This window comes from Hydrogenophaga sp. L76 (genome assembly GCF_057654755.1).
Genome location: NZ_CM172807.1, coordinates 1,835,941 through 1,848,840 on the forward strand (window position 1 = coordinate 1,835,941; position 12,900 = coordinate 1,848,840).

Annotated in this window: 10 protein-coding genes; 2 read left to right on the forward strand and 8 right to left on the reverse strand. The window is 67.9% G+C overall.

The window, feature by feature from the left end; translation table 11 throughout:
• Positions 1–10: 10 nt before the first annotated feature.
• A complete protein-coding gene (kynA, locus tag AC23D4_RS08760; protein WP_472889360.1) occupies positions 11–877 on the forward strand; it encodes a tryptophan 2,3-dioxygenase in 867 nt (288 codons plus the stop codon).
• Positions 878–1,282: 405 nt separating this feature from the next.
• On the forward strand, positions 1,283–2,377 hold the full coding sequence (locus AC23D4_RS08765) for a DNA glycosylase AlkZ-like family protein (protein WP_472889359.1): 1,095 nt from the start codon (positions 1,283–1,285) through the stop codon (positions 2,375–2,377).
• On the opposite strand, the gene AC23D4_RS08770 is transcribed toward AC23D4_RS08765, so the two are convergent.
• The 8 genes from AC23D4_RS08770 to AC23D4_RS08805 form a co-directional block, all read right to left on the reverse strand.
• Positions 2,364–3,338: a Bug family tripartite tricarboxylate transporter substrate binding protein gene (locus AC23D4_RS08770; RefSeq protein WP_472889358.1), complete on the reverse strand. Its 975-nt coding sequence runs from the start codon at positions 3,336–3,338 to the stop codon at positions 2,364–2,366. The genes AC23D4_RS08765 and AC23D4_RS08770 overlap by 14 nt on opposite strands.
• A 162-nt stretch (positions 3,339–3,500) precedes the next feature.
• Entirely contained in the window at positions 3,501–4,724 is a 1,224-nt protein-coding gene (locus AC23D4_RS08775; RefSeq protein ID WP_472889357.1) for an FAD-dependent monooxygenase, read from the reverse strand.
• A 110-nt stretch (positions 4,725–4,834) separates the two neighbouring features.
• Complete coding sequence (locus AC23D4_RS08780; RefSeq protein WP_472889425.1) at positions 4,835–5,887, reverse strand: VWA domain-containing protein; 1,053 nt, start codon at positions 5,885–5,887, stop codon at positions 4,835–4,837.
• 32 nt (positions 5,888–5,919) lie between these two features.
• The gene (locus AC23D4_RS08785; RefSeq protein WP_472889356.1) at positions 5,920–6,930 is read right to left on the reverse strand and encodes a DUF58 domain-containing protein; all 1,011 of its coding nucleotides are present in this window, start codon (positions 6,928–6,930) and stop codon (positions 5,920–5,922) included.
• Positions 6,931–6,945: 15 nt separating this feature from the next.
• A complete protein-coding gene (locus AC23D4_RS08790; protein WP_472889355.1) occupies positions 6,946–7,947 on the reverse strand; it encodes an AAA family ATPase in 1,002 nt (333 codons plus the stop codon).
• Between the two features lie 13 nt (positions 7,948–7,960).
• Positions 7,961–8,905, reverse strand: coding sequence for a S1C family serine protease (locus AC23D4_RS08795; RefSeq protein WP_472889354.1), 945 nt, complete (start codon positions 8,903–8,905; stop codon positions 7,961–7,963).
• A gap of 59 nt (positions 8,906–8,964) precedes the next feature.
• Positions 8,965–11,829 (reverse strand): aconitate hydratase, encoded by a 2,865-nt coding sequence (locus AC23D4_RS08800; protein ID WP_472889353.1) that lies wholly within the window; start codon positions 11,827–11,829, stop codon positions 8,965–8,967.
• Positions 11,830–12,001: 172 nt separating this feature from the next.
• Entirely contained in the window at positions 12,002–12,856 is an 855-nt protein-coding gene (locus AC23D4_RS08805; RefSeq protein ID WP_472889352.1) for a hypothetical protein, read from the reverse strand.
• Positions 12,857–12,900: the final 44 nt, after the last annotated feature.

A 12,900-nucleotide genomic window follows, 5' to 3' on the forward strand; every position in this document is an offset into this window, starting at 1 on the left:
GGAGCACCCCATGGCCTGCCCATACCACGACACCCCCGCGTCCCCCACCGAAGCCATCGTCGCCGAGGAAAAAGCCCAGCTCGATTTCAGCAACGACATGAGCTATGGCGACTACCTGCAGCTCGACGCCATCCTGGGCGCGCAGAAACCGCTCTCGCCCGCGCACGACGAGTTGCTGTTCATCGTGCAGCACCAGACCAGCGAACTCTGGATGAAGCTCATGCTGCACGAGCTCACGGCCGCGATCCGCAACATCGCGGCCAACGAACTGAACCCTGCGTTCAAGCAGATGGCCCGCGTCTCCAAGATCATGGAGCAGCTGGTGCACGCCTGGGACGTGCTGGCCACCATGACGCCGCCCGAATACAGCGCCATCCGTCCTTACCTCGGCCATTCCAGCGGTTTCCAGAGCTTCCAGTACCGCTGCATCGAGTTCGCGATGGGCAACAAGAACGCCGCCATGCTCAAGCCCCATGCGCACAGCCCCGAGCGGCTGGCGCTGGTGCAGGCGGCCTACGAAGCCCCGTCGCTGTACGACGAGGCCCTGCGCCTGCTGGCGCGCCGCGGCATCGCCGTGCCGGCGAGCCACACCCAGCGCGACTGGACCCAGCCGTACGAGGCCAGCGACACGGTGAAACAGGCCTGGCTGCAGGTCTACCGCAACCCCAAGGAACACTGGGACCTGTACCAGCTCGGCGAAGAACTCACCGACCTCGAAGACGCCTTCCGCCTCTGGCGCTTCCGCCACGTGACCACGGTCGAACGCGTGATCGGCTTCAAGCGCGGCACCGGCGGCACGGGCGGGGTGAGCTACCTGCGCAAGATGCTGGACGTGGTTCTGTTCCCGGAAATCTGGACATTGCGCACGGAGCTGTGATGTGCTTCGTCACCGGCGGTTGGTCGCCCACCGCAGACCACCGCTCGATCAACTGAAAACCGCGCTCGTGCCGCCGCCGTCATCGGCTGCCCGGCGCAGCCTGTTTCAGCAGTTGCCCTTCTTGGCCTGGCCAGGGGGACAGAACTTGCCGCCACTCTTGCCCGGGGGGCCAGGGTCGACAACCACCGAACCGGATGGGGTGTAGACAGCGCAGCCAGCGAGCGAAGCGGCAACAAGCAACAGTGCAATGAACGCTTTCATTCAATTCCTTAAAGTGAAGTCATGCGGTGGAGTCTATGCGCTGGGCGCCCAGCGCAGCATGACCCGTGAAACACTTGGGAATGGCAGGCCATCCGGCCGTGTTCAGTGACGGCGCAATGCATTCGACTCCGGCATGATGAATCCATGGTCACCATCACCCTGCCCGACCTGCGCCGCTACGCCATCGCCCGCAGCCTGTTCACGCCCACCACCCTGCCCAAGGCCATCGAGCGGCTGGGTTTTGTGCAGGCCGACCCGATCCGCTCACCCGCCCGCGCGCAGGACCTGACACTGCGCCACCGGGTCAAGGCGTACCGGGTGGGCGACCTGGAGCGGCACTACCCGCGGCTGGCGGTGGAGGAAGATTTTTTCGTCAACTACGGCTTCGTCACACCCGCGCTGCATGCCCGCATGCACCCACGCACCGCGCCCACCGAATGGACCCCCGAACGTTTGGCGCAGGCCCAGGCGGTCTGGTCCTTCGTACAGGCGCGCGGCGAAGTCCACCCGCGCGAGGTGGACACGCATTTCGCGCACGGCCACACCACCAACGGTTTCGGTGGCCAGTCCAAGGCCAGCACCCAGTTGCTCGACGGCATGCACTACCGCGGCTGGCTGCGCGTGGCCCGGCGCGAGAACGGCACCCGGCTGTACGCGGTGCACACCCCGCAGGAAGCACCTGCCGACGTGCCCGCCACGCTGGACGCGCTGGTAGACACCCTGGTGGCGAAATACGCCCCGCTGCCCTCGCCCGGCCTGCGCCTGCTGGTGGGCCGTCTGCTCTATCACGCCGTGCCGCAATGGAAGGACCAGTTGCGCCCGGCGCTGCTGCGGGCCTGCGCCCGGCTGCCGCACGCCGATGTGGGCGGCACGACCTGGTACTGGCCCGGGGAAGAAGACCCGCGCTCGCGCCGCTGGAGAGCGCCCGATGGTGTGCGCCTGCTGGCGCCGTTCGACCCCGTGGTCTGGGACCGCGACCGCTTCGAACGCCTGTGGGCCTGGGCCTACCGCTTCGAGGCCTACACCCCGCCTGCCAAGCGCGTGCGCGGCTACTACGCCATGCCGCTGCTGTGGCGCGACCAGGTCATCGGCTGGGGCAACCTGTCGGTGGTGAATGGGCGGCTGCGTGCAGACCTGGGCTACGTTGACGGGCGGGTACCCAAGGACACCGCGTTCCGCGAAGCGTTGGACGCCGAGCTGTCGGCCATGACCGCTTGCCTGGGCGTCAATTCGGTTTGATGTTGTTTTTGCGAATGACTTCTGCCATCACAGCCGTATCGGCCTGGATGCGGTTCGCCAGACCTTCGGGCGAGGTGCCCGCCACCTGCCAGCCCTGGGCCAGGATTTTCTGCCGCATCTCGGGCTGGCGCACGATCTCGGCCAGCAGCGTGGCCAGCCGGTTCACATGTGCCTTGGGCAGGCTGTTCGGCGCGGCCACCGCATTCCAGATTTCCAGCTGCAGGTCTTTCACACCGGCCTCGGCCAGGCTCGGCACCTCGGGCACCACGCTGCTGCGCCCGCTGGAGGTGACACCAATGGCCTTGAGCTTGCCCGCGCGCACCTGCGCCATGGCCAGCCCGGGTGGCAGCAGCGACATCTGGATCTGCGCGCCGAGCAGCGCGGTGATGACCTGCGGGTTGCCCGGGTACGGCACATGCAGCGGCGCCATGCCGGCCTTGGCCTTGAGCAGTTCCATGCCCAGATGGGCCACAGTGCCCAGACCCGGGGTGCCGTAGTTCCAGCGGTCACCCGACTGGCGCGCGGCTTCAAAGTACGCGGCGCCGGTGGCCGTGGTGCCCGCGGGCACGGTCAGCACCAGGGGCGAGGTGGCGATCAGCGTGACCGGTGTCAGGTCCTTCAGCGGGTCGTAGTTGATGGCCGGGTTGAGGATCTTGGCAATGGTGAGGTTGCCGTTGATCATGAGTCCGATGGTGTGGTCATCGGTGGCACGGGCCACCAGCGCGGCGGCGATGTTGCCACCCGCACCGACCTTGTTCTCCACCACCACCGGCTGGCCCAGCGCCTGCTGCAGCGGCTCCGCCAGCGCGCGGGCCATCAGGTCGGGCGAGGAGCCGGCAGGGAAACCGACCACGATCTTCAACGGCTTGCTCGGCCATGCGGTCTGGGCGAACACAGTGGGCACACTGCAGGCCATGGCGATGACAGCAGCGATGACATGACGGCGTTGGACGTGGCGCATGCAGCGAATCCTTGAAGTTGAAAACAGGCCCACAGGTTAGCAGCCCGCCCGCCGGCATACCACCAGCACACACCATGGAACCGGCTTCGCCGGGCCACTGGTGTGGTCCCCCTGGGGGGGGAAGCCGCGCAGCGGCGCAGGAGGGTTACACCAACTCGGAGGCTATACCGGTTCCGGCGGCCCGCTGTAGAGCCAGGGGTTGTCCATGAGTCCCTCGCCCATCAGACTCATGGACATGTTGCGCGCCCAGCGCAATGCACCGCTGGCATGGAAGATGGTGCCGTTGCGCTGCGAGCGGTTTTGCACCCGCGCGTTGCGCTGCCAGCGGGTCTGCGCATAACGCGCGAACAGGGCCGGCCAGTCCACGGGCTCGGCCACGGGCTGCGTCTGCAGCAGCCGGCCGAGCGTCCAGGCGTCTTCGATCGCCATGGCCGCTCCCTGCGCGAGGTAGGGTCGCAAGGGGTGTGCGGCATCGCCGAGCAGGGCCACGCGCCCCTGGGCCTGTTCCTGCGCGCTGGCCACGGGTGCGCGGTCGTTCAGTGCCCAGAGTTTCCATTCGGTCACGGCTTCGAGCATGCCCATGAGATCGCTGCACACCGGCCCCAGTGCGCGCTGCAGGTCGGCGCTGCGCGCCGCGTGGCTCCAGCTCTGCGGATCGCTGCCGGGCGGACCGCCATGGCCCTGCCCGAGCACGCCATGCACCACGGCCACAACGTTGAACCACTCCCCACGCTTGACCGGGTAATGCACCACATGCAGCTGAGGCCCCAGCCAGGCGGTCACGCACGAAGCGCGCAAGGCCGCAGGCAGGTCTGCTGCGCGCACCATGCCGCGGTAGGCCAGGTGGCCACTCACGCGCACCGGGTGGGCGCCCAGCATCTGGGTGCGCACCCGGCTCCACAAACCGTCGGCCCCAACCAGTGCCGCGCCCTGGAACACCGAGTCGTCTTCGCAGGTGGCACGCACCGAGACCTGGGTCGGCTCGTACGCCGTCAAGCGCGCGCCCAGGTGCAGACGCACGGCGTCCTGGCGCTGCACGGCCTGCAACAGCAATTCGTGGAGGTCGGCGCGGTGGATGGTGGCGTAGGGTTGGCCGTAGCGGGCGCGGATCATGGCGCCCAGCCGCAGGCGACCCAGGTGCACGCCCCGGTGGGCGTCACGCACCCGGAGTTCGTCGGGGAAAGCGGCGCGGGCGTGCAATTCGTCGATCAGGCCCCAGTCGTCCAGCACGCGCACCGCGTTCGGACCGAGCTGCAAGCCGGCGCCCACTTCACCCAGGGCACCCGATTGCTCCATCACATCGACCGAGGCACCCGTCCGCGCCAGCGCCAATGCACAGGCCAGACCACCGATGCCACCCCCCGCCACCAAGACATGCGTATTCATCGGCGCATTTTGCCGTGCGTCCAGTCCCGGTCTTTTGACACAGCGCAGGAATCGGCTGCGCAGGCGTGCCGCCCGGGCTTGGGCAACCCGGGGCCACCGGCCAGGCCGATCTACAGCACGCGGTTGAACCAGAACAGCGACAGGCCCGAGGCGAGCAGCACCAGCAGTGCGGCCACCAGTGCCAGCAGGCCCGAGATCTCGGTTTCCTTTTTCTCCACCGTGAGCCGGGTGCTCAGGGTCTCGTAGACCTTCTTCAGGTTCTCGGCCGTCCCGGCGTAGAAGTATTCGCCTTGGGTCGTGCGGGCGACTTCCTTGAGGGTGTCTTCGTCCAGCCGCACCCGCATGGACCAGCCTTCAAAACCGATCACCTCGCCGCTCACGGTGCCCACGCCCACGGTGTACACGCGCACACCCCGGTCGGCGGCCATCTTGGTGGCCTCTTCCGTGTCCACGCCGGTGGTGCGCTGACCGTCGGTGAGCAGGATGATGGCGGCCGAGGTGTAGGAGCCGGGGGGCACCGGTTCAAACGCCTTCTTCTCGGTCTGGGGCTGGTCGATGGCGCGACCCTGGGGCGCAAACGGATCGTTGTGGCGCCCGAAGGTCATGCTGCCCAGGTCGATGCCCTGATCCGGGAACAACTCCGAGAGCGCCACCACGATCGCGCTGCCGATGGCGGTGGCGCGCTGCAGCTGGAACTTGTCGATCGCGGTCACCAGGTCTTCTCGGCTGAGCGTGATGGGCTGCACCACCTGCGCCGTGCCGGCAAAGGCCACGATGCCGACGCGCACATGGCGCGGCAGCTCGGCCAGAAACGCCTTGGCGGCGTTCTGCGAAGCGACCAGCCGGTTCGGCTCCACATCGGTGGCGCGCATGCTGCCCGACACATCCATGGCGAGGATGATGGTCTGCTGGGTCGACGGCAGCAGGATGGTCGCCATGGGTCGGGCCGAGGCCAGCAGCATGGCGGCAAAAGCGAACAGCAGCAGCAGCGGCGGCACGTGCCGGCGCCAGCCCGGGCCTTTGCCCATGGCCTCGCGCACGATGGCCAGGCTCGCAAAACGCAGGGCCGTCTGCCGGCGCCGCCGCAGCAGCCACCAGTACAGCAACACCAGCAGCGGCAGGATCAGCAGCAGCCAGAGCAACTGGGGCCACAGGAAGGACACCGGCGACTGGGCCAGCAAGGCGTTGAGGCTGTTCATGCGCGGGCTCCGAGGTGCGCCGGCAACGGGCGGCGCGGTTGGGCGCGGCGCTTGCGCATGTCCACAAAACGCAGCACGGCGTCGGCCAGGTCGTCGTCGGTGGCGAGCTCAAGGGTGTCCACGCCCGCGCGGGTCAGGCTCTCGCGCAGCTGGGCTTCGCGCTGCGCGGCGATGCGGGCGAAGCGCTGGCGGAAACCACTGTCGTGCGTGTCGACCAGCAGTTGCTCGCCGGTTTCGGCGTCGCGCACGGTGACCAGCCCCAGGTCGGGCAGGTTCAGCTCCAGCGGGTCCAGCAGGCGCACGGCCACCACGTCGTGGCGCCGCGCGAGTTCACCCAGCGGCTGCTCCCAGCCGGGTTCGCTGATGAAGTCGGACACCACGAACAGCGTGCAGCGCTGGCGCACGGTGTGGGTGGCGGCGCGCAGCAGGTCGGCCAGGCGGGTCGAGCCATCCTTGCCGGGTGTCTTGCCGCCCGACAGGGCCGGGGGGCGACGGATCATCTGCATGAGTTGCAGCACCTGGTTGCGCCCACCACGCGCAGGCAGCACCGCGTCCACCACCGGCTGGCCGCGCGAGCCGTACAGCACCGCGCCCACGCGGTTGCCGTGGCGGCTGATCAGGCGCGCGAGCACCGCCACGAAGCCCAGCAGCACCTGGCTCTTGCGCTGCTCGCCCGAACCAAAATCCACCGATGGGCTCAAGTCGAGCAGGAACCAGGCCGCCATCTCGCGGTCTTCGGTGAACACGCGCACATGCGGCGTCTGCAGCCGCGCGGTGACGTTCCAGTCGATGTGACGCACGTCGTCGTGGTGCTGGTATTCGCGCAAGTCGGCGAGGTCGAGGCCACTGCCGCGCATGAGCGTGCGGTAGTCGCCCTGCAACAGACCGTCGAGCCGGCGGATCACGGTCCACTCCAGCTCGCGCAGCAGCGCATCGGCCTTCGCCGCCTGAGCGAGCACCGGCGGCTCAGGGGCTTGGGAACGGGATTTGAACAGGCCGAACAGCATGATGGTGCCTCTGTTTCAAGCGGCCTTTTTGTCGTGCTCCAGCGGCTTGGCTGGCGGTGTGACGGCGTCCATGATGCGGGCGATCAGCGCGTCGCTGTCCAGGCCCTCGGAAAGGCCCTCGTAGGACAGCACGATGCGGTGGCGCAGCACGTCGGGCACCAGGTCGCTCATGTCTTCGGGCAACGCGTAATTGCGCCCACGCAGCATGGCCAGCGCGCGCGCGCCCTCCACCAGGCCGATGGTGGCGCGCGGGCTGGCGCCGTAGGTGATGAAGCGCGCCGTGTCCTTGAGCCCGTGTTTTTCGGGCGTGCGCGTGGCCGACACGAGCCGCACCGCGTATTGCACCAGTGCCGGGTCCACAAAGACCTGGCGGCACAGCGCCTGCAGCGCGGCGAGCTGGTCGGTGGTCGCCACGGCCTGCACCTGCACGGCGGGGCCGGTGACACGCTCGACAATGACGTATTCCTCTTCATCGGTCGGGTAGTCCACCAGCACCTTCATCATGAAGCGGTCCACCTGCGCCTCGGGCAGCGGGTAGGTGCCTTCGGTCTCGATCGGGTTCTGTGTTGCCATCACCAGGAACGGACTGGGTACCCTGTGCGACTCACCGGCAATCGTCACCTGCCGCTCCTGCATCACCTCCAGCAGCGCGCTCTGCACCTTGGCCGGCGCGCGGTTGATCTCGTCGGCCAGCAGCAGGTTGGCAAACACCGGGCCCAGCGCGGTGCTGAAGTCGCCGGTCTTCTGGTTGTAGATGCGCGTGCCCACCAGATCGGCCGGCACCAGGTCGGGCGTGAACTGGATGCGCTTGAACCGCCCCTGCACCACGCTGGCCAGGGTCTTGACAGTCAGTGTCTTGGCCAGCCCGGGCACCCCCTCAACCAGCAGGTGGCCCTGCGCCAGCATGGCCACCATGACGCGCTCCAGGAACCGGTCCTGGCCGACCACCACGCGTTTCACTTCGTACAGGATCTGCTCCATGAGCTGGGCGGTGTCGGGGGCGTTGTTGTCGCTCATGAAGCACTCCTGTTCAGAAGGGGGGAAGGCCGACGGCGCCGGCGGCGCTTTCAATCGGCACGGCAAAACCGATACCGACAAAGGTGCGGTGGTTGGTGGGGTTGAGGATGCCGGTGACGATGCCGACCACCTCGCCATCCATGGTGACCAGCGGCCCGCCGGAATTGCCCGGGTTGGCCGCCGCGTCGAACTGGATCAGGTTGTCGATTTCCTGTTCGCCCTCGGGCGACTTGAAGGCGCGCCCCAGCCCGGATATGACGCCCGCCGAAGTGGAGGGGCCGATGCCGAAGGGAAAACCCACGGCCACCACGTGGTCACCCGGCACCAGGTCGCCGGTGCTGCGCAGGGTGGCGGCGTGCAGGTCATCGGGGATCGTGTGGGCCTGCAACACGGCCAGGTCGTTCTCCGCCTGCACACCGGTCACGGTGGCGCCCGATTCGGAGCCGTCGGCAAACACCAGTTTGACGGTCTGCGCGGCCTGCACCACATGCAGATTGGTCAGGATGACGCCCTTGTCGAGGATCACCACGCCGGTGCCCACGCCGTGTTCCACCTCTTCGCCCTTGGTGTTCTTCACAAAGGACATCACGCGGACCACGGCGGGGCGGATCTTCTCGGCCGCACGCGCCGCCGCCGAGGGCAGATTCTGGGTTGTGAGCGTGCGCAGCACCGCGGCGTCGATGTCTTTCTGGGTCAGCGCCCTGGCGCCCACCGGACCTTGCATCCAGACACTCGCCAGCAGCAGCGCACCGAGCAGGGCCAGAGCAGCCCACATCACGCGGGGATTGATCGCTGCGCGGGCCAGGCCGGCACGCCAGCCGCGCCGCACAATCCGGGCGGGCGGGCGCTCGGTCACGGGTTCATCAGCGCTCGGGAGGGTGTCCGAGTCCACCGGGCGCCCGCCCGCTGGCGCAGGGCCGGCGCGGGCCGATCGGCTGTAGAGGGCAGGCTTGCGCACGGCGGCTCCTGAAACGCTGGGGGGGATGTGGCACATCATGCCGCGTTGCGGCGCGTGGCTCAAGCTCCCAGCAGTTGCCTGAGCACGTAGGGGAGGATTCCGCCCGCACGGTAATAGTTCACTTCCACCGGTGTGTCGATGCGCAGTGTGAGCGCGACCTCGCTGCGCTGCCCGTCGGGGCGCGTGATCACCATCGTGGCCTCGCTCTGCGGCAGCAGTTGCGGGTGGGGCAACACGTCGATCTGCTCCTCGCCGGTGAGCCCCAGGCGCTCCCAGCTGTCGCCAGTTTTGAACTGCAGCGGCAGCACGCCCATGCCCACCAGGTTGCTGCGGTGGATGCGCTCGAAGCTGCGCGCCACCACCGCCTTGATGCCCAGCAGCTGCGTGCCTTTGGCCGCCCAGTCGCGGCTGGAGCCGGTGCCGTATTCCTCGCCCGCGAACACCACCGTGGGCAGGCCCGCGGCCTGGTAGCGCATGGCGGCGTCGAAGATGCTCATCTTCTCCGCCACACCGCCGCCCTGGTACAGCGTCCAGCCGCCCTCCTCGCGCGAGCCGTCGGGACCCGGCGGCAGCATCAGGTTCTTGATGCGCACGTTGGCAAAGGTGCCGCGCATCATCACCTCGTGGTGGCCGCGGCGCGCGCCGTAGCTGTTGAAATCGGGCTTCAGAACGCCACGCGCCAGCAGCCATTGCCCGGCGGGCGAACTCTCCTGGATGGAGCCGGCGGGCGAGATGTGGTCGGTGGTGATGGAGTCGCCAAACAGGGCCATGATGCGCGCGCTGCGCACCGCGGGCGCCTGTTTCGCGGGCGGCTGCAAGGCAAAGCCGTCAAAGAACGGCGGCTCGGCGATGTAGGAGCTGGCGGGCCAGGTGTAGGTCTTGCCACCGACGCCCTTGATGCGCTCCCAGAGCTTGCCGGGTTCGGTCTTCACGCGTTCGTAGTTGTCGCGGTAGGCCTTGCCGTGCATGGCGTATTTCATCAGCGCATGGATCTCGTCACTGCTCGGCCAGACATCGCCCAGGTAAACCGGTTTGCCGCCGTGGCCTTTGCCCAGCGGTTCGGTCATCAGGTCGGTCAGCACGGTGCCGGTGATCGCATAGGCCACCACCAGCGGCGGGCTGGCGAGGAAGTTGGCCTTGAGGTTGGGGTGGATGCGGGCTTCGAAGTTGCGGTTGCCCGAGAGCACGGCCGCACACACCAGATCGTTCTGCGTGATCACGGCGTTGAGCTCGGGTGTGAGGTCGCCGGCGTTGCCAATGCAGGTGGTGCAGCCATAGCCCGCGAGCGAGAAACCCAGCTTTTCCAGGTAGGGCAGCAGGCCGGTGGCCGTGAGGTATTCGGTGACGATGCGCGAGCCCGGGGCCAGCGAGGTCTTGATGTGCGGCTTGACCTTGAGTCCGGCTTCCACCGCTTTCTTCGCCAGCAGGCCCGCGGCCAGCAGCACGCCGGGGTTGCTGGTGTTGGTGCAACTGGTGATGGCGGCGATCAGCACGTCGCCGTTGCCGATGGTCAGCTTTTTCTGCACCGCCTGCGACTGCGGCTCGTCGTTGGCGTGGGCCGGCTTGTTGGCCTCCATCTCGGCCACGAAACGCGGCGCGCCGGGGGGCGTGGGTGTCGTCTTCTCGGGCGCCGGCGGATCGGCGGGCTGACCCAGCTCGGGCTGGTAACGCGTGTGCAGCAGCGCGGCGGGCTGGTTGAAGCCGTTCTCCGCGTTGGGTTTGCTGAACAGCGAGGCGAACTGTGCCGCCACCCGGCCGAGTTCGATGCGGTCCTGCGGGCGCTTGGGGCCTGCCAGGCTGGGTGTGACCTGGCCCAGGTCCAGCTGGACCACCTGCGAATAGTCGATGTCACCGGCTTTCGGCACGCCGAACAGCTCCTGCGCGCGAAAGTAGGCCTCGAAGGCCTCGATCTCGCCCTTGCTGCGGCCGGTGCCGCGGAAGTAGTCGAGCGTCTTGTCGTCCACCGGGAAAAAGCCCATGGTGGCACCGTATTCGGGCGCCATGTTGGCGATGGTCGCGCGGTCGGGCAAGGTGAGCGAGGCCGTGCCCTCGCCAAAGAATTCGACGAACTTGCCCACCACCTTGTGGCTGCGCAGGATCTCGGTCACGGTGAGCACCAGGTCGGTCGCGGTGCAGCCTTCGCGCAGGCGACCGGTGAGTTCGAAGCCCACCACGTCGGGCGTGAGGAAGTACACCGGCTGGCCCAGCATGGCGGCCTCGGCCTCGATGCCGCCCACGCCCCAGCCCACCACGCCAATGCCGTTGATCATGGTGGTGTGGCTGTCGGTGCCCACCAGGGTGTCGGGGTAATACAGGCCACCTTTCAGGTGCACGCCACGCGCCAGGTACTCCAGGTTCACCTGGTGCACGATGCCGAAGCCCGGCGGCACGACGCCGAAGGTGTCGAAGGCCTGCATGCCCCATTTCATGAACTCGTAGCGCTCGCGGTTGCGCTGGAATTCCAGCTTCATGTTGAGGTCGAGCGCGTTCTTCGTGCCGTAGTAGTCGACCATCACCGAGTGGTCCACCACCAGGTCCACCGGCACCAGCGGCTCGATGCGTTTGGGGTCCTTGCCCAGGCGCTGCGCGGTGCTGCGCATCGCGGCCAGGTCGGCCAGCAGTGGCACACCGGTGAAGTCCTGCAGCACGACCCGCGCCACCGTGAACGGGATCTCGTCGCTGCGGGGTGCGTTCGGCTGCCACTGGGCGAGCTGCGCCACGTGTTCCGTGGTGACACGCTCACCATCGCAATGCCGCACCACACTCTCCAGCACGATGCGCAAGGACACCGGCAGGCGCTTCACCCCCGGATACTGTTTCGCCAGCACCGGCAGCGAATAGAAACGGCCACTCTTGCCCGAGGCGCTCCTGAAGGTCTTGACCGTGGATGCGAACGGATGGGCGTAAACGGCGCTGAGGGACATGCAAGGCTCCTGACAGAATCGGTGGGATCGCGAACCATTCTGTCAGCAGCGGGTTTCACCGTGCTGCCAGTAATGGCTTGTCGCACGGCTGCCCGCCAGCGATGCCGGCTCTCCGAAGACCCGCGACCGGATCCCGCCCGGGTTCAGCGTGTACCCGTCGGGATCGGAGGATTCAGTTCCGGCCGCGGTTGCGCTCTTCGTCCGCGGGCCCGCGCCCCGGCGCCTTGCGGTCGGGTGGTTCAGCACGGCAGCCCGGTGAGCCGGGTTGGCAAGCTCCCTCAGACCGGGCTTTGTTCGGGGAGGACCTCTGGGACGGCCCGTCGTTGGCGCGCGGCTCGACGCGGCGGACCGGCTCACGCGAATCGCGTGACGGGCTGCGTGGCGGTGGGGCGGGCTCGACGCGCCGCTGCAACACCGGGGCTGGTGCCTTCAGGTACTGACGCGACACCGCCTCGCGGGGCACATACCGGTCGTGCTCAGAGCGGATCGAGCGCTGCCGTTCAGGCGTGTTGGGGTAGCGGTCACCGGGGTATTTCTGCTGGTAGCGAGGCAACGGGGCGGCGGCGGGCACATGGCGGCGATCCCAGCGGTCCCATCCCGGACGGCGCCGTTCCCAGTCACGCCCCCAGTGTTCGGCCCAGCGTGGTGGTGCGTCCGCTCGCCAGCCGCTGAAGTACGCCGGCGGGTGGCGGTAGTAGCGCACGGGAATGCGCAGCACGAACAGGGGAACGTAGTCCCGACTGGTCAGCTCCCAGGGGCCGTTGTACCAGCTGCTCGCGTACCAGTTGTCGCCGCTGTAGACCCAGTAGAGGCCGTCATAGAAAAAGTAGTTGGAGCTGGCCTGTGGGTCGTAGTAGACGGGGTACCCGGGCACCGGGACCAGCATCGGATACGAGGGCATGTTCACCCCGATCTGGACACCCGGCAAGCCGATCTGGATACCCACACTGACCTGGGCGTGCACCGCCGTGGCGGGGAGAATGGACAGCGCCAGTGCGATGCCCAGGGTGCGAAGTGACGTGTTCATGCGATGTCCTTTGAACAGAAGACCAGCTGGCACGACCGCACCCG